Below are 21,338 nucleotides of genomic sequence, written 5' to 3'. Positions count from 1 at the left end.
TCTTGGAAGCCTCGTCAGCGACCTCGCCGAAGATGGTGTGGTGACCGTCCAGCCACGGGGTCGGAACCGTGGTGATGAAGAACTGGGAGCCGTTGGTGCCGTGAATCTGGCCGTCGCGGCCGCGACGCAGGCCGGCGTTCGCCATGGCCAGCAGGTACGGCTTGTCGAACTTCAGGCTCGGATCGATCTCATCATCGAACTCGTAACCCGGGCCGCCGGTGCCGGTGCCGAGCGGGCAGCCGCCCTGAATCATGAAGTCCTTGATGATGCGGTGGAAGGTCAGGCCGTTGTAGAACTTTTCATGAGACGGCTGGCCGGTGTACGGATCCGCCCACTCCTTCTCGCCGGTGGCGAGGCCAAGGAAGTTGGCCACGGTGTTCGGAGCCTTGTCATCGAACAGGTTGATGGTGATTTCGCCTTCAGAGGTGCGCATAATAATCTGTGTCATAGGTTCCGATTTTTCCATACGTTCGCGACTTGGGCGGGCGAGTCCAAGCAGGGCGGTAGAAGTGAAGAGTTTTCGCGAGAGAGATACGAAGGAGAGATGATGGTGAGTGAGGAGCAGGGCGGTAGCGTCACCCCCCCCTATGAGCGTTCGGTTTCGCGGGTAGTCGGTGATGGCAGAGACGCCGATGCTGTGACTCCGGTTTCTGATATGGCCGGTGTGCCGTTGCCGGAGCGTCCGAAAATGCATGATGAGCCAGCCGTGCATCCTGATGATGCGCAATCCGAAGCTGATGATGTTGGCATCCTCGTTTCCGATAATGCCGTCAGTGCGAAGGAACCCACTGTGCTTGGCGCGCCGGATGGGAATAGTTCAAAGCGCCCGAAGTGGCTGATTCCCGTTATTGCCGTGGCGTGCGCGGTCGTGCTGGTCGTGGCGGGTGTGTTCGGCTGGCGTGCGTGGGACGCGCACGAGCTGGCTGCGGCCAAGGCGGATTGCGCTGCCGCGTCGGAGAAGGTGCGGGAGTCGGCGAACGGCTACAACCAGCTGCTCAACGGGGAGGCGGCCGAGGCGGCCGCGGTGAAGGCGGATCAGGTGAAGGACAAGTCGACGCTTGATGTTCTGTCGAAGGAGCTGAAGGCCGCGGCGCCGGAATATGAGGGCTGCGTGGAGGATGATGCGAGCGGGTTGAGGGCGGCCGTCTCGAAGCTGGATTCGCAGGCCGGCTGGTACGCGAAGCACACGAAGAGCCTCGCCAAGGCGGTGAAGCAGGTCAACGCGTCCAAGGCCCCGAAGACGTTGGACACGGCGAAAACCAGCCTGAAATCCAAGCTGGAGGAGGCGTCGAAGCTGCTCGCGGATTCGGACGGCAAGGTGGCCGATAACGCGACTCGCGACAGCCTCGCGAAGGCCATCGACGCCGCGAGGAAGCTGACGGATGGCAACGATCCGGCGAAGCTCGACCAGGCGCGCAAGAGCGTCGAGGACGCGATGAAGTCGGTGAACGATTCCATCCAGGCGAAGAATGACGCGGACAAGGCGGCGGCCGAGGCGGCGGCCGAGGCGGCGGCCGAGGCGGCGGCCGCCCAGTCGGCGGCTTCCTCCACCCCGTCGTACAACACGGGCAGCTACGGGTACGGTTACGGCAACTATTCCGGTGGCAACTACCGGCCCTCCAGCGGCGGCAGTGCGGGCACGAACAGTGGTTCGTCCGGCTATGTCAACCACGGCGGTGCAATATCCTCCAGCACGGAAACCTGTGGTCCGAACGAGTGTCAGGGACTTATTCAGCATTGATTGATAGTCAGCAGCTCTAGACAGATGGGCCCCATACCGAATCAACGGTATGGGGCCTCACCGTGTTTCAGGCTGGTTCGATTCCCGGAAACGGCGGATGGTCGTCATCCGACGTGTTGGATGATGGCCATGCAGCCGGCGTTGACCACGGCGGGCAGGAGCAGGCCCATGAGCGCCGTGGTCACAGTCCTCCGATGTTTCCGGACAGGACGCACGGCATGGGACCGTCGTATGGCGTTCCGGCCTCGGTTCGAAAGATGCATCCGGGTCCCCCTCAACGCACCCCGTCATCCTCCATGTTCCTCTTCCGGTTTCACGCCGCATAGGGGGTGTCCGCTGGATCCGCTACCGGAATCTATGTTCTCCGGCACCGGATTCGCCGGCGCCAGCTGTCCAAAAACATGGCTTTCTCGCTTACAAGGGGTTGATTCGAGCTTCCGGGAACATCTATCTGCTCTACAAGGGGTTCCTCAACCTGCAAATCACGGGTATAACCGCCATCGCGATACCGTCATTCCGCCGTTTTGACGGACCCTCTACTCGGCAGGCAACCCCTTGTAACGCGGATAGGTCTCCCGCGAGCCGGGAATCAACCCCTTGTAGGCGAGATGCACCCTCCCGCTCACAAAATAATCACCCTTCGAACACGCGGTCGCGAATCATGCGGCCGGATTCGTCCAGTGCGGTGCCATGGCCGTGAATCGCCCGCAGCCGCCTTAGCGGAGGCCGTATGCCACCGCTGGGCCATGTGGCTTCACTGGCGGCGGTTACCGAAGCCGCAAGGCCAATGGGTGGCCGATGGTTTCAGCGAGGGGAAGCCCAGTGAAGTCATGTGTCCACGTTGTGTGCGTATGCCTTTGTTGGGCGTTCTTAGCGAAGTCGAATGGCCACGTTATGTCCGATTGCATTCCAACGTAACTCAAGCTCTACCGTCCAGTGAAGTCATACGGGCACGAATCGTCCTGATGCCGTCTCGATGCCACCGCGCTGCAATCATGTGGCGACCTCCAGTGAAGCCAAATGGGCAACACATGGCCCTATCGCATTGCCGAGCGGCGCGGAAGAGACCGCAACGCAGAAGGTCAGTTGAGTGGGAAATCTCAACTGGCCTTCTGCTTATCCCAATAATGCTCGATACCACTCAATACCACCGATTGATACCGCCGATGCCTGCGATGCCGCAGCCAACCACTGAGGCCATCGCAGCGAATCAGCCTAGGCACTTAGCGAATCATCCTAGGTTATCAGCCCTGGTTATTTGAGGGTGCTGAAGCTCGTGCCTTCCGCGCTGCCGGTGTTGGACGTGCCGGTGGAGCCGGAAGAGCTGGAGCCTGAATTGGATGAGGACGACGAGCCGGAGGAGGTCCCATTGCTCGTATTGCCGGACGTGGTACCGGATGAGTTGGAATCACTGGTATTGCCGGACGTGGTGCCAGAGTTCGTGGAACCATTGGAATTCGTGGAGCCGTTGGAATCGGTGCCGGTGGTGCCGGAATTCGAAGACGAGCTGCTAGATGAGTCGGTGCCCGTGGAATCGGAGGTGCTGCCGTCAGTGCTGTCGGTTGTGCCATCGGTGCCGGTGGTGCCGGAAGTATCGGTGGAACTATTGTCGCCGTACTGTCCAGTGGCTGGGCCGTTTTGCGGAGTGGTGTTCGAATTCGTATCGGAACTGTTGCTGTCCGTGGACGAGGTGGTGGGGGAGACCAGGTCGGAGACCACGTGATCGGTGCCATTGCCCTGGGTGACCAGCATCACAATGCCGGCGGTAACCGCCACGGTGAGCAGGCCGGATATCAGGGTGACAATGACGGCCACACGCTTCGGATCGCGGCGATGCTTACGCAGTTCGCTGACCGAATAAGTCCGGCCTTCGGAAGGCAGCTGAGAACTGATTTCACGCGGTTTACGAGCATTCGATACCGTAGCCGATTCGTTGGCGTCGCCGTCGTTGCCGTCGGCAGCACCGTTTTTCTGATGCGAATCACTGAATGCTGGCTGCTCGCCGTCCTGTGCAGATGTGTTGTCCGCTTCCGATGTGCCCGATGCATCTGATGCGTCCGCTACGTCGGATTCGCCGGATGCCTCCGCTGCTTCGGATTCACCGGAGTTATCTGAACTGCCGAGCGTTTGTTGGAACTTCTCGCTGGAGGCCTGAATGAGATTCTTGTAGATGTTCGTGGCCACCGCGGAAACGATGTAACTGGCCGCAGCGCCGATTACCGAACCGGCGAAGCCGATTTTCGCGGCCAAAAGAAACGAGGTGACGGCGGCAAGGGTGCCCGCCACAATGGAGGAGAGGGAAAGACCTTGGAAAAACTTCTTCACAACCTAAGACCGTAGGCGATTACGCTTGAATCTTGCTGAAGGCACGGTGAAAGCAACAGAATGCTTACACGAGAACTCCAAAATCTCCACATGGTGAGATAAACGGTGGGATTGTGACTGAGAGATGAGATGCCGCTGAGTCGTCGCCGAGACGCAATCACTCCGCCCACTCGAAATTCCCAGTGCCGGCTCCCAGCTCGAAATGCAGCTTGTCGATGCCAAGGCAAATATGCGCTTGCACGCCGTCAAGCGCTTCCGCTTTCACCGTTCGCGCATCATCCAACAGCGTGAATCGCACCGGTTGCTTGCCGAGCGCGCTGGGCGCCAGCATTACGGCTTCGATGCCATCGCGGAACCATTGCGGAGCGTCAGCATAATCATTGACGGAACCGCCCGGGGCAATCACTCCCAATTCCTCGGCGGGCTTGCTGCGATGTGCGCGTCCGGGTCGAGCGCCATGGCCGAGCACGATAGCGGCGGGCATACGTTGCGCTGCGCCAAGCGTCCAAGCACCTTCATGCTTATCCGCCTCATGCAACACCACCCAAGAGGTGTCCAGACCGAGCGACACCGCGGTGAGTGCCAGTACCTCGCCCGCATAGCCGACCCGCTCATCCAGTACTTCCGGTGCCATGGCATCATCAGCGCCGATAAGTGCGATGAGATTATGCACGCCCGCGAATCGCCCATAATGGGTAGGACATCCGCCGAGCGCGTCGTCAGCGTCGTGAATCAGCTGAATATCCAGTCCATGCGCGGCGTTCAGCTTGGCAATGGCGTGCGAAAGCGTTTCAATCTGTTCCCGGCTCAGCGGCTCATCGGTGAAGTTGCGAACGGCATGTCGTTCCTTCATGGCCTCCAGCAGATTCATAATGCTCCCTTTCGATTGACGCTGTGCGCGGCGTGGAGAGTTCATGCGAACCGCACGCCAGACTGATATTCAGCGAACATGTTTCATAGTAGTTGAACTGTTGCGATGCTACGCGGATGATGCTCTGCGGCAGGTCCTTCTACGGCAACAATCCTGCGTAAGCTAATTGCGGTGCAGCGAGTGTTTCGTAGGTCTGATCACCGACATCAGCACGGCTGCGAAGATCAGCGCGAATCCGACCAGCGAGCTCCACATGATGCGTTCGCCCCAGAACAATGCGGAGAACGAGACCGCGAACAGGCTCTCAGTGCACATGATGATCGAAGCTTGGGATGCCGGTACGTGCGCCAGGCCGATGTTCTGCATGATTTGCGCGCTCATCGTGGCGCCAAGGAACAGATACAGTACGCTGGCCACCACTGAGGGAGCCAGCCAGCTGGCGTTCGGCGCGGGCTCGGTGAGGGTCGCGCCAACGAAGAACAGCACGCCGGCAACCGCGAACTGTACGAACGTCAGGGCGATCGGGTCGAACCGTTTGGCGTACACGCCAAGATAGGTGAGATTGAACGAGAAGATGATGGCGGTGGCGATGGTCAGCCAATCACCCACGCCGAGCGAGAGAGAACCGCCCGGTTTCAGGGAAACGAACCCCACGCCGATCAGACAGATGATGCCGGCGATTAGATTGATGAGCTTCGGTTGGTTCTTTGAGACAATCCAGGTGACGAACGGCGTCAGCACACAATAGGCGGCGGTCAGGAACGCGCTGCGACCGGGGTCGATGGTCTGTAGGCCCGTGGTCTGGGTGACCATCGTGCCCCAATAGGTCACGCCCACCACCAGTGACGGCACAATGATCTTCGGCGTCAGATTGGGAACGATATGCCTGTGGAACAGGCCGAGCATGCACATGCACGCGCCGAACATGCGGATAGCCATCAGCCACTGTGGGGTGATGGCCTCCATGGCGAACTTGGCAAGTAGATAACTGCCGCCCCACAATGCCGCGCAGGCGAGCAGCATCAGACGTGCGAGATTAGGAGGGAACGAACGGGACCAGCGGCTACGTAGCTTGCTGAAACGCTCGACCAGACTCATGACACACCTCGTATGTTCCGATTCGCAGCTTGTGGCTGCCTCGGCTCATAGGTTACGGGTATGGCCGGCCAAAACCGGGAAGGCATGGCGGGCGCGAGTGTCTTCCGGAAGTATGGTCGCCGTTCTGCCATCCAGCTGCCGTCCTTCCGCCATAAGGTGAGGTTGCTCACAGCGAATCTCCGGGCGGTCGGTCCTTGGATTCGCTAATCTTATGGAGGAAACAATTGTCGTTAGGAAAGGACTTGCCATGGCAGTCATTACCCCGGAAATCAAGGAATTTGTGGCCAACAACCTCGGTTTCGTCTCCACCATCTCCAAGGACGGCGAGCTGGATCTCGGCCCGAAGATGTCCCTGTTCGTGCTGGACGACACCCACATCGCCTACCATGAGCGTACCGCCGGCCAGACCTACGAGAACCTGAAGAACGGCTCCCCGCTGGTCATCGCCTTCGCCAACCTGGAGAAGAAGCAGGGCTACCGTTTCCGCGGCACCGTGACCCTGCACTCCGATGACGATATCTACGAGGCTCAGGTCAAGGTCGCCGAGGAGAAGGGCACCAAGAAGCCCGCCGTGATTCCGGTGCTCGAAGTCACCGAGATCCAGAACCTGGCTTCCGGCCCGAACGCCGGCAAGACCATCGTCAAGGATTGATTGGTCTCGTAGCGATACAGTCGCCTCCGTGCAAGCCGCTTTGCCTTATCGGGCAGGCGGCTTTTTCTTTGCGTGATGCCGTCTGTATGCCGTCTGTATGCCGTCTGTATGCCGTCCGTTATGCCTTCAGTGTGGCGATGATGATATGGCGACCGGTTCCATCGGTGGTGGCGAACAGGTACGTTTCACCGCCATCCTTGAGTTTGAGTTTTTTGCGCAACGTGTTGACTGATATCGGGAAGTTCCGCACGGCGATATTGGCATGCGTCAGTCCTGCGAGCGCGGTTTTCAGCGCTTTCTTATTCATGGTGGCCACGGATGTGATAGTGAACGCGCGGCCAGGAAAATCATCAACACGTTGTTCACTGATGAACAGGTGACTATTGGGCGCGATCATGGCGACCGGGAAACGCGCGGTGAGCACATCGAAACAACCGGCTTTCATGATCGAAGCGTTCGGCTCATAGAGGTAGCGGGCATCATCGACTTCGATGGCGCTGTCATAGCTGTTATGCATGGACGATGCGAAATCATCGCCATCCATCACGTCATATGCCAACAGTTGCCCATCATTGACGCAGTACATGCGCGGCGTCGAACAAGTGCCCCGCATCAGCACCAGCAGCAGTTCCTTGCATTCATTGCCTGTGGAGACGATATGCACCTCATGCACGGAGCCGGCGAAATCATTCACGGTCTTATGCCAGTCGAGCATGGGGGAGAGCTTGACCATCACCACCGGGGCCTTGGCCAACAGCTCATCCTTCAACGCCAACACATCAGGCGTGCAGTCGGCGATTGCATAGGTGCGCGAGCCGTGGCTGTCGCGGCGGGCGGGGTCGAGGAAAATCAGCGATGCGGAGTCAAGCCGACTCAGCACAGCGGTGGCGTCATCATTGATGACCTGCGCCGAATCCAATCCAAGCAGCGGGAAATTATGGCGCGCGATGTCGCAGAGGTTCGGCTGCCGCTCCACATACATGGCTTGGTCGAACACGCGTGCCATATACGAGAAGTCCACGCCGAAGCCGCCGGTCAGATCGACCAGCGATGTGTGCGGTGAGGTCGTGGATTCGGCAGCACTGTTGGATGAGGAAGCCGTGGTTGCCGCACTGCCAGCCTTGTCTGCGGTTTCGCCAAGCAGACGCGTGGCCAGCTGAGCCTTGTATTGCGCGGTGAACTGGGAGGAGCACTGTTCCATCGGCACTTGGGGAGGGAAAATCAGCCCATCGTGCGCGGCCCAGTCCGGAAGCTTGACTTGCGCGCGCTGCCAGCCGGCGATCTGCTCCAATGCGAACGGCACATCCACATCAGCGTTGCGTTTGGCATGCAACGCCAGTTCACGAACGTCCTCATGGCGGTGCTCGGCGATAAACGCCCACGTCTGTTCGGTAATCATCACGTACGCCATTGTACGGGGAGTCGCGGGAAGCTGCGGGAAGCCGCGGGAAGCCTCTGCCGAGCGCTTTGGCAGATTGCAATTGCCTCAAATCGTCCGTATGTACGCGCAACTGACCGATGGTGCGCATACATACGGACGATTTACCGGCTGATTTCGTCCGTATGTACGCGCAGGGGTCGTAATGTGCGCGTACATACGGACTATTTGAGTCTCCATAGGTCATGATGTGATGGGTACGAGAGCAAAGGAGGCTCACATGATCGACGAAGTAGTGATGCTGCGCCACGGACGCACTTCCTATAATCTCGCACACCGATTGCAAGGCCAGATTGATGTGCCGCTCGACATCGTGGGCCAATGGCAGGCCGATCAAAGCGGTTACGCACTTGCCAGCCGATTCTATTGGGCGAAAGTCAGCCGTTTGGCGGCGAATCCGCACATGATCGCGCAGCCTCCCGTCGATGCCGCCGAACGTACTGATATCAGCCAATACGCCGAGGCGCCGGCCGCGCGCCGACGTATGGTGGTGATTTCCTCCGACCTGTACCGCGCGCAGCAAACCGCGCACGCTTTCGCCGATCTGCTGGGGCTTGACGTGACCTGTGACGCTCGGCTTCGCGAACGCAGCTTCGGACAATGGGAAGGCCTTACCCGCGAAGAAATCAAAGCCATCGACGCCGAAGCCTACGCGTCTTGGAAGCAGCATACCGGCGGAGAGACCCGGTATGGTGTGGAAAGCCGAGCCCATGTGGGCGAGCGTGGCGCCAACGCCGTGCGGGCGCTCATCGCCGACCCCGCATACGCCGATGAAACCCCTACCACAATGATGTTGGTGGGCCACGGTTCATGGATCACCGCCGCCGTCTCGAATCTGCTCGGACTGGCCCCCGACGGCATGAACGCGCTCGGCGGCATGCGCAACGCCTGTTGGTGCCGGCTCAAGGTTCGCCATACCATCAACGGACAGCCGGCCACGCAACCGTTGTTCGATTTGGAGGAATACAATACGGCGCCGGCCATCGCCAATACCGCCGACTGGGAGAACGGTCCGGCTGATCTGCGAGGCCCTCATATGCCCGGATGGAAGCCCATCGTCTGGTAAACGCGTCGCAGCGCACACTTACGGCACATTCACGGCACATTCGCGCGGCAAATTCGCACGGTAGGTCTAGACTAATCCACGGTTTTGAACCGTACAGCGATAGAACATAGGAAAGCGCGGAAGGCGGGTGAGACGGCATGCTGAGAATCTTCAGCTCAATCAACAACCAAGTGGAGCAGATCGAGAAACCGGAAAACGGGTCATGGTTATGTTTGAGTGAACCGACCGATGTCGAGCTCGCCACCGTCGCCTCACAAACCGGCATCGACCTGGCCGACCTACGTGCCCCGCTGGATGACGAGGAACGTTCCCGCGTAGACGTGGAAGACGACTACACGATGATCATCGTCGACATCCCCACCGTGGAGGAACGCGGCGGACGCGACTGGTATGAGACCATCCCGTTGTCGATCATCGTGACCGAAAACCTTATCATCACCGTCTGCATGCAAGACACCCCCGTACTGCATCCGTTCATGGAAGGCACGATCCGCGGGTTCAACACGTACATGCGATCGCGGTTCATCCTGCAGATCCTCTACCGCAATGCCACGATGTACTTGCGTTACCTGCGTATCATCGACCGGGAAAGCGACAAGCTGGAACTGAAGCTGCGTCACTCCATGCAGAACCGCGAGATCGTGATGCTCATGGAGCTTTCCAAAACCTTGGTGTATTTCACCACATCGCTGAAATCGAACGAAATCGTGATGGAGAAGCTCACCACGCTGCAGCGTATCAAGCAGTATCCGGACGACGAGGATCTGCTGGACGACGTCATCACCGAGAACAAGCAGGCTATCGAGATGGCCAACATCTACAGCGGCGTTCTTGCGAACATGACCGATGCCTTCGCCTCGATCGTGTCCAATAATCTGAACAACGTGATGCGCATCTTCACCATCATCTCCATCACGCTGTCCATTCCGACGTTGATTTTCTCCATGTACGGCATGAACTTCCAGGAGGGCATGCTGGGCATGCCGTTGAGCGACAAGTCATGGGGCTTCGCGGCCATCATCCTGATTTCCATCATCCTGTCTGTGGCCGTCACCTGGTTCCTCACCCGGTCTCGTCTGTTCAAGTGAGGCCGGACGCATTGATGAGTGCTTGGTCTTACCGACAATGCAACCCCATGCGTTCGCCGCATGCCGCGTGCTGGAGGCTGGTTCGTACTCGTCTCATGCGTGCGATTGCAGCAGCCTGCGGCATGGTGCTTGCGCTTTCCGGTTGCGGACAGATTCAGGTCACTACGGTGTCCGGTTCTCCCGAGGGTCCGACGATCGCCATCGGCGTGGCCGTGGATGAGCCAGGACTGGGCATGTGGCATGACGGCACGTATGAGGGGTTCGACGTAACCGTGGCCAAATACGTGGCCGCGCGACTGGGATACGCCAACAAGCAGATCGTGTTCAAACAGGTGCGTCCGGAAACCCGCCAATCGATGCTGGACGGCGGGCAAGTCGATATGGTGGTGTCGTCCTGGCCCATCACCGAGCAATCCAAGACGGTGGTGGATTTTGCCGGCCCATATCTGACCACCGGCGTGGGACTGTTGGTTCGCTCCCGTGACCGCGATGCGTTCGCGGATCCGCAGTCGGCAGACCATGTGGCGAATATCGGCAACCATGTCGTCTGCGCGGTCAAGGGCGATGAGGTCGCCGGCATGTTCCGTGCGCAGCATGCCGACGCGTCGATTCAGGAACGGGACAGCTACGCGCAATGCGTCACCGCACTGCAGGCAGGCTCCGCCGATGCCATCGTCTCCGATTTGGTGCTGCTGCATGGACTCAAGCAGGCCAATGGGGCACGCTATTCGGCGGTGCTCAAGGATTCCGGCACTGTGCGATACGGCATCGCCGTAAGCAAAGGCACCGAGGAACTCGCCGGCAAGATCGCCCAATCACTCACCGACATGATCGAGCATGGCAGTTGGAGTGAGGCTCAAGCCGCGTTGCAGCGGCAAACCGGGTTTGCCATCAGGCTCGGCGGCAGCCCCGCGGCCATCGTCTCGGATGATGAATAGCGGCGGCGACCGTGTCCAGTTACGCGGCTACCTTGCTGATTTATGAGTGACAACGAGAAGAGCACGCAAACCGAAGAGCCCAACTTCCGTTATAACGCGGAACTGGCGCAGACCATCGAAAACAAGTGGCAGAAAATCTGGGATGAACGTGGCACTTTCTGGGCCGCCAACGTCAACGGCGATTTGAAGGACGGCAAGGGCCGCAACGCCGAAGGCCGCACCGCCTACTTCGCCATGGATATGTTCCCCTACCCGTCCGGCAAGGGCCTGCACGTGGGTCATCCGCTCGGCTACCTGGCTTCCGATGTGGTGAGCCGTTACCACCGTATGAAGGGTGAGAATGTGCTGCACGCCATGGGTTACGACGCATTCGGTCTGCCTGCCGAACAGTACGCCGTACAGACCGGCCAGCATCCGCGCGTGACCACCGAAGCGAACATCGCCAACATGTCCCGCCAGCTGCATCGTATGGGTCTGAGCTTCGACAATCGTCGTACGTTCGCCACCATCGATCCCGGTTACGTGCGCTGGACCCAGTGGATCTTCTCGCGTATCTACGAATCCTGGTACGACGATGAGGCCACCAACCCGTCCGGTACCAAGGGCTCCGCACGCCCGATCAGCGAGCTGATCGCCAAGTTCGAGAACGGTGAGAAGGCTATTCCGGGCCATGAATCCGACGGCAAGGCATGGGGTGATCTCACCGAAGCCGAGCAGCAGGATATTCTGAATGATTTCCGTCTGGCCTACATCTCCAAGTCCCCGGTCAACTGGTGCCCTGGCCTGGGTACCGTGCTCGCCAACGAGGAGGTCACCGCTGAAGGCAAGTCCGAGCGCGGCAACTTCCCGGTGTTCCAGCGTGAGCTGCGCCAGTGGTCCATGCGCATCACCAAGTACGGCCACCGTCTGATCGAGGATCTCGACGGCATCAACTGGCCCGAAAAGGTCAAGCTCATGCAGCGCAACTGGATCGGCGAATCCCACGGCGCATCCGTGCACTTCGAGGTTCCCACCGCCGACGGCGTCAAGGACATGGAGATCTACACCACCCGTCCCGATACGCTGTTCGGCACCACGTTCGCCGTGGTATCCCCGGAGCATGACCTGCTCCAGTACGTGCCCGCCGAATGGCCGGCCGACGTGCCGGAAGCCTGGAAGGGCGGTTACGCCACTCCGGCCGAGGGCATGAAGGCCTACCGTATTGCGGCCGAATCCAAGACCGCCAAGGATCGTGTGGATGAGGGCGGCGAAAAGACCGGCCTGTTCACCGGCCTGTACGCCATCAATCCGATTACCGGCGCAAAGCTGCCGCTGTTCACCGCCGACTATGTGCTGATGGACTACGGCACCGGTGCCATCATGGCAGTGCCCGGCGGCGATCAGCGCGATTACGATTTCGCCGTGAAGTTCGGCCTGCCGGTCATCTACACCGTTGAGCCGCTGCCGGAATCCGGCGACGATCTGGCCAACTACGAGGGCAAGGCTCCGTTCGTCTCCCATGACGGCATCGTCATCAACTCTTCCGTGGACGCCACCAAGGCCAAGGGCGACGCGCTGAGCCTCGACGGCCTTCGCGTGGACGACGCCATCGCCAAGGTCAATGCTTGGCTGGAATCCGCGGGCGTTGGCAAGGGCACCGTATCCTACCGTCTGCGCGACTGGCTGTTCTCCCGCCAGCGCTACTGGGGTGAGCCGTTCCCGATCGTCTACGGCGAGGACGGTACCCCGCACCTGCTGCCGGACTCCGCACTGCCGATCAACCTGCCGGATGTGCCGGACTATGAGCCGCGCACTTTCGACCCGATGGATGCGGAATCCAACCCGGAGGCGCCGCTGAGCCGCAACGAGGACTGGGTCAAGGTCGAGCTTGACTTGGGCGACGGCGTGAAGACCTATTACCGTGACACCAACACCATGCCGAACTGGGCCGGTTCCTGCTGGTACTACATGCGCTACATCGATCCGACCGACACCAAGCACATGGTGGAGAAGGACGAGTTCGACTACTGGATGGGCCCGAACCACAACAAGTACTCCGGTGACGAAGGCGGCGTGGATCTGTACATCGGTGGCGTGGAGCACGCGGTGCTGCACCTGCTGTACTCCCGCTTCTGGCACAAGATCCTCTTCGATCTGGGCTATGTTGACTCCGCCGAACCGTTCCACAAGCTGTTCAACCAGGGCATGATCCAGGCGTACGCCTACACCGACGACCGCGGCCAGTACGTGCCGGCCGACGAGGTTGTGGAGGGTCCTGCCGACGCTTCCGGCGAACCGACGTTCACCTGGAACGGCGAACACGCCAACCGTGAGTTCGGCAAGATGGGCAAGAGCCTCAAGAACATCGTGACTCCGGACTTCATGTACGAGAACTACGGTGCCGATACCTTCCGCCTATACGAGATGAGCATGGGCCCGCTGGACGAATCCCGCCCGTGGAACACGCGCAACGTGGTCGGCGGCATGCGATTCCTGCAGCGTCTGTGGCGCAACGTGATCGACGAGACCACCGGCGAAGTGCATGTCTCCGAAGACACTCCGGACGAGAAGACCCTGAAACTGCTCAACAACACGATCGCCGAAGTGACCGCGGAAATGGAAGGCATGCGCCCGAACACCGCCATCGCCAAGCTCATCGTGCTCAACAACCACCTGACCTCTTTGAAGTCCGTGCCGCGTGCCGCCGTCGAGCCGCTGATCCTGATGCTCGCCCCGATCGCCCCGCACATCTGCGAGGAGATGTGGAACAAGCTCGGCCACCCCGAGTCCCTGTCCGCAGAACCGTGGCCGGTGGCCGACGAGCGCTACGTGGGTCACGACACCGTGACCGCAGTGGTACAGATCAAGGGCAAGGTGCGTGCCAAGCTCGAAGTGCCGGTGGACATCGACCCGGCCGAACTGGAGAAGAAGGCTTTGGAAGCCGTAGCCGAACGCCTTGGCGGCAAGGAGCCGCGCAAGGTGATCGTCAAGGCACCGAAGATCGTCTCCATTGTGCCGGCTGAATAAGCCGGATACGAGGAATGTGGATAACTTCATAAGCTAGAACCACATACCCCGTTTCAGCTAGACAAATGCTCATGAATCCATCAGCGTGGATTCATGAGCATTTTTCGTAGAACAAAGAATCGACTGCGCACCTTACCGCTGGCTGTGCGGGACGTGCCGGATACGACTGCTGTGTCAGATACGCCAGCTGTGCCTACTGTGGCTGCTGTGTCAGATTCGCCAGCTGTGTCTGCCGAGCCTCTAGCCATGCCTGTGATGCCGGTTCCGCCTCCGCCTGATTGCCCAGAGATTCTTCCTCCCGGACAGTGCAGCGCCAACGCGAGCGGCAGCGGAACCGATGCTTCGCCTAGAACGACGCTGGCCTCACTGGCGGGCGTGCGCCCGACGGATGGCACGTCGAGCCAATCGCGATTGATGCGGGACAAGGCGCGCACGGTGATATCCCCGGGCAATGCGCTCGTGGTGATCATGCTGCTCGTCGCGATACTGGGATTGAGCCTGGCGCTGATCGTGCAGCAATCCATGAATCTGACGGCACTTGCAGGCAATGATGCCTTGACCTCCTCGCAGGCTGAGAATGCTGCCGGATCGGAGGCAACTACGCAATCCGATGAGCGAGTTGATGAGCAGTCCGATGAGCAATCTGATGCCGCGGATTCTCCGGCAGCCGAATCGCATAATGCCACACAGGATAGTGAGCCGCAGGGTCAAGACGCCAGCAACGCCATCGCTGGCAATGACACGCGAATCAACATCAATACGGCCACCTTGGAGGAGCTGCAAACCATCACCGGCGTCGGGCCGGTCACCGCGCAACGCATCATCGACCATCGCAACACTGTAGGCAGGTTCACGTCGGTCGACGAGCTCATGGATGTTTCCGGCATTGGCGCGAAAACCTTGGAGAAAATGCGCGATCAGGTGAGGGTGGAGTAGTCATGGATAGGTGGAGTAGTCATGGATAGGCTGCTGAGAGAACAAGGGAGCCGTGACAGGCGACTGCTGCCGGTCGCCTTGACGATGTGGATGGCAAGCCTTGGCGCGCATCACGCATACGCATGGTTGGCCGCCGCATACTCCGGCCATAAGGTCGCGGGTTCAGCTGCCACATATTCGGCCATGTGGCCGTCGGCTTTCATTCCCGTCGGCATTGTTCTGGCGGTGCTGGTGATACTCGTCGGCATAGCGATGCTTGGCATGCGCAAGGGCGGCGGACCCTGGTTCGCCATGATCGCCGTGTGTGCCGCAGCATCCAGTATTGCCGCTACCTCCGCAATCATCGCGGACACACTCGCATGGCTTGACCCCATAGCCATATACGCGCGGACGGCGAGCACAGTACCGGTGACGGCTGAAATCAGCATCACTACGCCGATACTCGTATCCAATCAGCGGGACTTCGATTGCCAGGCTGATGTCCGCCTCATATCGGTGCGCATGGGGAAAACAGTGGAACCCCATGATGTCGGGGGAATCGATACGGCTGAGGATGCCGCGCGCCGATCCTTCGCCGCGGCCCGGTTGTATGCGCTTGGCGAGGATTGCAACGTATTGGAACGGGGCGCGCGTTATCGGATGAAGACGACCGTACGCCAAGCGGAATATGGCAGCATGCCGATATGGCTGCTGGCGGAAGAACACGTGGCCGGCGATAAGGACTCGATGCTCCGGTTGCGCGCACCACCGATGCTCACGCGCATGGTGACGCATATGCAGCAGTCGTTCTTTCGGGTGACGCAAACCCTGTCCGACCAAGGCCGCGTACTGGTACCGGGATTGACCATCGGCGTGCTTGGCCAGGATCATTACAGCATGCAATCGGATATGGTGCCGGTTGATGATACGTATGCGAATACGGTTGAGGATGCGTTCCGGCGTTCGGGCATTATGCATCTCATGGCCGTATCCGGCGGTCATTTCGTCCTGTTGGCTATGCTGATACGACGCGTGGGATTGTGGCTGCTTGCCGACAGGAGAATCATCGCCGGCATGCTGATAGTCGGTTATGGTGCGTTGGCTGCTGTCGTGTTTCCCGGCGATTCGGTGTCGCGTGCGCTGATCATGGGAATCATGAGCGCGGTCGGTTATGCGATAGGCCGACGTGCGCAAGCGCTGAGCGCCTTATGCTGGACGGTGATTGGCTCGCTGGTGCTGATGCCGGGCATGTCGTTGAGCTATGGTTTTGCCCTCTCGTGCGCGGCGGTGCTGGGAATTGTGCTGTTCACGCAGCCGTTCCTCGCCGCGTTGAGCCGTGTGATGCCGCACGTGATTGCCCAGGCCATGGCCATGACGATGGCGGCGCAGCTGTTCACCTTGCCGATTCAAGTGCTGATGGAACCGGAGTTGCCGTTGCTGTCCGTACCGGCGAACCTGCTGGTTGCTCCGGTGGTGTCGATAGCGACGATAGTGGGACTGCTGTGCCTGTGCTGCGCATGGTGCGCGCCCGATGCGGCAAACATGCTGGCTTGGCTGGCATCATCGTGCACGCGGATCATGGAACGTGTGGCATATGGCATCGCCGGCTTAGACATGGCGAGCGTGCCTTGGGCAGGTGGCGTGCTCGGTGCCGCGATGATTCTCATGGTGGAATGCGCCGGTTGCATGATGCTGATGTGCGTGTCGCGCTGTCTCAGGCGTCGGCATACCGAACCCGGGCTTCCCGGAGAACGATTTGGCAGACTGGAAGCGAGACGGGTGCGTATAGCGCTCTGGTGGCGGGCGTCGCTTCATATGCTATGGCGTTAGCGATGCATGGTTGATTGCGGAAGATCAATGTCCAAAGGGTGTGGCGAGATGGAGCCTATGGCCAGAACAGCAAACGCACCGGTGACCGTGGTTCCCGGAGGAGACTCATATCTGAACGCATCACGCGTCAAGGAACTGTGCGCCCAAGCGTTGAAAGCGCGTCCCGATGCCGAACTCATCGAACTGGATGCCACGAACGCCGACCAATACGCGTTTGACGAAGCTGTGAGCCCATCCCTGCTCGCCGACGTTGCCGTGGTGCGCATCGACAACCTGCAGAACGCGGATGAGAAACTCGCCGAAGCGATCATCGCCTACACCAAAGAGGCTCGCAACGATCCCGCCAACGCCAGTGTGGTGATCTGCCAGCATGAAGGCGGTGCGAAAGGCAAACGCGTGCTTGACCAGCTGGTCAAGGCCGGCGCAACAAAGGAAGACGTTCCTGATTTGAAGAAACCGGATGCGCAGCTGAACTTCGTCTACAAGGAGTTCGAGAAGCGCAAGCGCAGAGTGGAGCCGGCGGCCGCACAGCAGCTGATCGCCGTGCTCGGCGGCAAAACCGGTGAGCTTGCCGCCATGTGCGAGCAGTTATGCTTCGATTTTGACGACAATCCGATGGGGTTGGAACGTGTCAACCAGTATCTGACGGCCAATCCGCAGGTCACCGGATTCGCCGTGGCGGATAAGGCCATTGAAGGACATACCGCACAGGCGATTGTGATGATGCGTTCGGCGGTGGAGCAAGGCACCGATCCAATCGCGTTGATTGGCGCGCTGGCCATGAAACTGCGCACATTGGCCAAAGCCTCCGCAGTGAAAGCCGGCACCATCTCACAGGCCGAGGCGAAAACCAATCCCTGGGTGCTGCGCAACGCCACACGCCAGCTTGGCGGCTGGACTTCCGCCGGCATGTCCCATTGCATCCGCATGCTCGCATGGGCGGACGAGCAAAGCAAAACCAATGGCGGCGACCCGCTGTACGCGCTGGAACGCTGCATCGAAGACATCAGCCATAAAGGACGATAGGATCTCGATCATATGAACAAGCACTTTATCGAAGTACCAACCGGCGAAGCTATGCAGGAGCTTGGCAAACGGGTGGCCGCCCAGGTACAAGGCGGCGACGTGCTGCTCCTGTCCGGACCATTGGGCGCCGGCAAAACCACATTCGCCCAAGGATTCGGTGCCGGACTCGGCATCAGTGAACCCATCGTCTCACCCACGTTCACCATCGCACGCGAACTCGATGGTCGATTTGCGAACGGTGAGCCGGCGCATCTCATCCATGTGGACGCCTACCGGTTGGGCGGCTCTTCCTACGCTCCCGGACAGGATGCCATCGGCCGGCTTCTGGACGAACTCGAATCACTGGGATTGGATGAGGAACTCGAAGACCCCGGCGAAAACACAGTGATTCTTATGGAATGGGGCGAGCAGATGGCCACCGCACTGGCTAGTGAACGACTCGAAATCCATATCGACCGCCCTCTGGAGCAAACGCAGACCAATCCCACAACGGAACTCACCAGTAACGGCATGCGTACGGTGACTGTTGTGCCGGTAGGCGCGCGCTGGGAACACTTCAGCCTCTAAGCCGAGGAAACAGCCGCGCTTCCAATCCATGCCGCCGCGATCCCGACTTCTCGATATCCCTGCTCGATATCCATAGACTCCTCGATGTACACTCTCTAAAGGTTTTACTGAGTAGTTCACAGATACGAGGAGCACACATGGGTTGCACGCTGGTGATCGACACATCATTCGGCTCAACGGTAGGCGTTGTGGGGCATGAGCCCATCGTCGAAACGGACTCGCGCACCCACGTGGAGAAACTGCAGGTCAACATCGCTCGAGCGGTGAGCGAGGCAGGCTATCAGCCATCAGATATCAGCACCATCGTAGCGGGCGTAGGACCCGCCCCCTTCACCGGCCTGCGCGCGGGCATCGTGGCAGCCAAAGCGCTCGCCTTCGCCACCGGTGCCGCACTGCTCGGCCAGAACATACTGGAACCGCAGGCGCAATGGAACCTGATTCGCCGCAGCGCAGGCGGCACCCTAGGCAATCCGCACGACTGCCATGTGCTGACGTTGGCAGTCAATGATGCACGCCGCAAGCAGCTGTATTTCGAGCTTTGCGATACCATGCTCACCGACGGTGAATCCCAAGCGCCGGCACCTGTCAAGCCGCTCATCGCCATGGACATCGACTACCCAGAGTCCATCGTTAAACGCGTCAACAACGCCGTTGCCGATTATCAAGCGAGCATCACCGGGCAGATCGTGGTCGATGTAGTCGGCCATGGTGCGCACAAGTACGCTCCCGTGCTGGAGCAGATCGAGCAGGTGGGCAATATCGAGGAATCCTCCGTACTTGACCAAGGCGCACAAGGCTTGTCCATCTTCGCAAGCGAAGCCCTGCTGAACGCCGAACACAACCCGGCAGCTCCAGTCGAACCACTGTACCTGCGTCGTCCGGACGCTGAGATTCCAGCTCCGCTCAAGCATGTGCTCGGGCATGAAGGCGCGGAGCGTACGAACTGATGCTTGTCGACGCGAACGAACTGGGTGCAGAGGCATCCATCGCAGCCATGCGGGCGCTGGAAGTGGAACTCTTCGGCAACCACGCATGGAGCGAGAACTCGGTCCGCCAGGAAATAGAAGGCCCAGGACGCACCTACATCTTCGACATGGACGACGATACCCATGCGATTCGAGGATTCGCCGGCTACTGGTACGACGGCGAAGATGCGGAAATCATGGACGTTGGCGTTGGCAAAACATATCAGCGGCAAGGCATAGCACGCGCATTGATGGCTGAGCTTATCGCTCGAGCGCATCAGCAAGGAGCGCAACGCATGCTGCTTGAAGTCAGCGTGATCAACGAGCCGGCCATCCGCCTCTACACCAGTCTCGGATTCGAACGCATCGGATTGCGCAAACGGTACTACCAGCCCGAAGGCATTGACGCATACGTCATGGCATTAGACATGAGCCCACGCATCGTCGGCTTCCAAAGCGCGAGCCGCACCGAAACAAACGACAACGAACACACTGAACAGAACGGCAGATAATCATGAGCGAACCGATTGTATTGGGCATCGAATCCACCTGCGACGAAACCGCGGCAGCCATCGTACAGGGGCGCACACTACTCTCCAACGTCGTAGCCTCCTCCATGGAGGAACACGCGCGCTACGGTGGCGTGATTCCTGAAATCGCCTCCCGCGCGCACGCCGAAGCCTTCGTGCCATGCGTGTCCAAGGCGCTCGCCGACGCGAACATGACCTTGGCGGACGTGGATGCCATCGCTGTTTCCGCAGGCCCGGGCCTCGCCGGGTGCCTTGCCGTGGGTGTTTCCGGTGCCAAAGCGTTGGCGTGGGCCGCGAATAAGCCGATTTACGGCATCAATCATGTGATTGGGCATATTGCAGTGACCCAGTTGCAATTCGGCGCGTTTCCGCCGGATACATTGGCGTTGATCGTGTCCGGCGGACATACTTCGCTGCTGCATGTGGAGGATATGCCACGCACAATCGGCGTGGTGGGTACCACGTTGGATGATGCGGCAGGGGAGTGCTTCGACAAGGTCGCGCGTCTGTTGGGCTTCCCCTACCCGGGCGGTCCTCATATCGATCGGCATGCGCAGCACGGTGACCCGCACGCCATCAAAGTACCGATGGGATTGACGCAAGGCAAAGCCGGTGCCGCGCACCCGTATGATTTCAGTTTCTCCGGTGTCAAAACCGCTGTGGCACGCTGGGTGGAGGGCGAACAGGCACTCGGCCATGAGATTCCCGTGGATGACGTGTGCGCGTCGTTGGCTGACTCGGTGGCCACCGTGCTGGCTCGCAAGGCTATGAAGGGTTGCGAACAGTACGGTTCCGGTACGTTGATTGTGGGCGGCGGCTTCTCCGCAAACTCGCAGTTGCGAGCCAAGCTGCTGGAATACGGCGAGCGATATGGGGTTGATGTTCGCATCCCGCAAATCAAGCTGTGCACCGACAATGGTGCCATGGTCGCCATGCTCGGCGTGAACTTGGTCGAAGCTGGCGTGGCTCCCAGCGCTCCCGACTTTCCGATCGACTCCGCCATGCCTCTGACCAAAGTTTCCATGTGATTGTCACGAGGTAGGCAAAAAGCCCGGAAAATGGCGCGACATGCCTACACGCGTGTAATTTGCATATTTGTGTAAGGCATGTAATATATGTGACTTGTGCGCAAGAGAAATCTTGAACACAACAGCCATTCCTGCGTAGCTCAGTTGGCAGAGCATCCGACTGTTAATCGGACGGTCGCTGGTTCAAGCCCAGCCGCAGGAGCTCATTCAACCGGCTTGTTCGGTTGGGATGATGTTGGTTCAGCTGGTGACGG

At 59.7% G+C, this 21,338-nt stretch carries 18 protein-coding genes and 1 tRNA gene; 14 read left to right on the top strand and 5 right to left on the bottom strand.

Annotation, left to right across the window (positions count from 1 at the left end; translation table 11 throughout):
- Nucleotides 1-448: peptidylprolyl isomerase (locus tag JS530_RS10585; RefSeq protein WP_214377118.1), on the bottom strand; the 448-nt coding region annotated here is incomplete at its 3' end.
- Nucleotides 449-544: 96 nt separating this feature from the next.
- On the opposite strand from JS530_RS10585, the gene JS530_RS10580 reads away from it, so the two are divergent.
- Nucleotides 545-1,741, top strand: coding sequence for an FIVAR domain-containing protein (locus JS530_RS10580; protein WP_214377117.1), 1,197 nt, complete (start codon nt 545-547; stop codon nt 1,739-1,741).
- Between the two features lie 1,254 nt (nt 1,742-2,995).
- Here the strand turns inward: JS530_RS10580 and JS530_RS10575 are convergent.
- From JS530_RS10575 to JS530_RS10565, 3 genes are all read right to left on the bottom strand, one after another.
- The gene (locus tag JS530_RS10575) at nt 2,996-4,066 is read right to left on the bottom strand and encodes a hypothetical protein (RefSeq protein WP_214377116.1); all 1,071 of its coding nucleotides are present in this window, start codon (nt 4,064-4,066) and stop codon (nt 2,996-2,998) included.
- A 157-nt stretch (nt 4,067-4,223) separates the two neighbouring features.
- The gene (locus JS530_RS10570; RefSeq protein ID WP_214377115.1) at nt 4,224-4,937 is read right to left on the bottom strand and encodes a nitroreductase family protein; all 714 of its coding nucleotides are present in this window, start codon (nt 4,935-4,937) and stop codon (nt 4,224-4,226) included.
- Between the two features lie 162 nt (nt 4,938-5,099).
- Nucleotides 5,100-6,035 (bottom strand): DMT family transporter, encoded by a 936-nt coding sequence (locus JS530_RS10565; protein ID WP_214377114.1) that lies wholly within the window; start codon nt 6,033-6,035, stop codon nt 5,100-5,102.
- A gap of 247 nt (nt 6,036-6,282) precedes the next feature.
- On the opposite strand from JS530_RS10565, the gene JS530_RS10560 reads away from it, so the two are divergent.
- Nucleotides 6,283-6,687, top strand: a complete 405-nt coding sequence (locus JS530_RS10560; protein ID WP_152209950.1) for a pyridoxamine 5'-phosphate oxidase family protein — start codon at nt 6,283-6,285, stop codon at nt 6,685-6,687.
- A gap of 118 nt (nt 6,688-6,805) precedes the next feature.
- On the opposite strand, the gene JS530_RS10555 is transcribed toward JS530_RS10560, so the two are convergent.
- A complete protein-coding gene (locus JS530_RS10555) occupies nt 6,806-8,089 on the bottom strand; it encodes a THUMP-like domain-containing protein (RefSeq protein ID WP_214377113.1) in 1,284 nt (427 codons plus the stop codon).
- Between the two features lie 256 nt (nt 8,090-8,345).
- On the opposite strand from JS530_RS10555, the gene JS530_RS10550 reads away from it, so the two are divergent.
- The 12 genes from JS530_RS10550 (at nt 8,346) to JS530_RS10495 (ending at nt 21,286) form a co-directional block, all read left to right on the top strand.
- Nucleotides 8,346-9,191 (top strand): histidine phosphatase family protein, encoded by an 846-nt coding sequence (locus JS530_RS10550; RefSeq protein WP_214377112.1) that lies wholly within the window; start codon nt 8,346-8,348, stop codon nt 9,189-9,191.
- A 137-nt stretch (nt 9,192-9,328) separates the two neighbouring features.
- The gene (locus JS530_RS10545) at nt 9,329-10,279 is read left to right on the top strand and encodes a magnesium transporter CorA family protein (RefSeq protein WP_152209953.1); all 951 of its coding nucleotides are present in this window, start codon (nt 9,329-9,331) and stop codon (nt 10,277-10,279) included.
- Nucleotides 10,280-10,374: 95 nt separating this feature from the next.
- On the top strand, nt 10,375-11,217 hold the full coding sequence (locus JS530_RS10540) for a transporter substrate-binding domain-containing protein (protein ID WP_214377120.1): 843 nt from the start codon (nt 10,375-10,377) through the stop codon (nt 11,215-11,217).
- 42 nt (nt 11,218-11,259) lie between these two features.
- Nucleotides 11,260-14,223 carry a leucine--tRNA ligase gene (gene leuS, locus JS530_RS10535; RefSeq protein WP_214377111.1) on the top strand — a complete coding sequence of 988 codons (2,964 nt, stop codon included), beginning with the start codon at nt 11,260-11,262 and terminating at the stop codon, nt 14,221-14,223.
- Between the two features lie 93 nt (nt 14,224-14,316).
- Nucleotides 14,317-15,159: a ComEA family DNA-binding protein gene (locus JS530_RS10875; protein ID WP_240541207.1), complete on the top strand. Its 843-nt coding sequence runs from the start codon at nt 14,317-14,319 to the stop codon at nt 15,157-15,159.
- A gap of 21 nt (nt 15,160-15,180) precedes the next feature.
- Complete coding sequence (locus JS530_RS10525; RefSeq protein WP_214377110.1) at nt 15,181-16,968, top strand: ComEC/Rec2 family competence protein; 1,788 nt, start codon at nt 15,181-15,183, stop codon at nt 16,966-16,968.
- A 57-nt stretch (nt 16,969-17,025) separates the two neighbouring features.
- Nucleotides 17,026-17,994 carry a DNA polymerase III subunit delta gene (holA, locus tag JS530_RS10520; protein WP_214377109.1) on the top strand — a complete coding sequence of 323 codons (969 nt, stop codon included), beginning with the start codon at nt 17,026-17,028 and terminating at the stop codon, nt 17,992-17,994.
- A gap of 12 nt (nt 17,995-18,006) precedes the next feature.
- Nucleotides 18,007-18,561, top strand: a complete 555-nt coding sequence (tsaE, locus tag JS530_RS10515; protein WP_214377108.1) for a tRNA (adenosine(37)-N6)-threonylcarbamoyltransferase complex ATPase subunit type 1 TsaE — start codon at nt 18,007-18,009, stop codon at nt 18,559-18,561.
- 137 nt (nt 18,562-18,698) lie between these two features.
- Nucleotides 18,699-19,508: a tRNA (adenosine(37)-N6)-threonylcarbamoyltransferase complex dimerization subunit type 1 TsaB gene (tsaB, locus tag JS530_RS10510; RefSeq protein ID WP_214377107.1), complete on the top strand. Its 810-nt coding sequence runs from the start codon at nt 18,699-18,701 to the stop codon at nt 19,506-19,508.
- Nucleotides 19,508-20,038, top strand: a complete 531-nt coding sequence (gene rimI / locus JS530_RS10505) for a ribosomal protein S18-alanine N-acetyltransferase (RefSeq protein ID WP_214377106.1) — start codon at nt 19,508-19,510, stop codon at nt 20,036-20,038. The genes tsaB and rimI overlap by 1 nt, the downstream gene beginning before the upstream one ends.
- A 2-nt stretch (nt 20,039-20,040) precedes the next feature.
- Nucleotides 20,041-21,084 carry a tRNA (adenosine(37)-N6)-threonylcarbamoyltransferase complex transferase subunit TsaD gene (gene tsaD, locus JS530_RS10500; RefSeq protein ID WP_214377105.1) on the top strand — a complete coding sequence of 348 codons (1,044 nt, stop codon included), beginning with the start codon at nt 20,041-20,043 and terminating at the stop codon, nt 21,082-21,084.
- A gap of 129 nt (nt 21,085-21,213) precedes the next feature.
- Nucleotides 21,214-21,286, top strand: a tRNA-Asn gene (locus tag JS530_RS10495).
- The last annotated feature ends 52 nt before the right edge of the window (nt 21,287-21,338 follow it).

Origin of the sequence: Bifidobacterium colobi, from assembly GCF_018555455.1 — a bacterium.
GTDB classification, from domain to species: domain Bacteria; phylum Actinomycetota; class Actinomycetes; order Actinomycetales; family Bifidobacteriaceae; genus Bifidobacterium; species Bifidobacterium colobi.
This window is presented reverse-complemented; position numbering and strand designations above follow the sequence as displayed.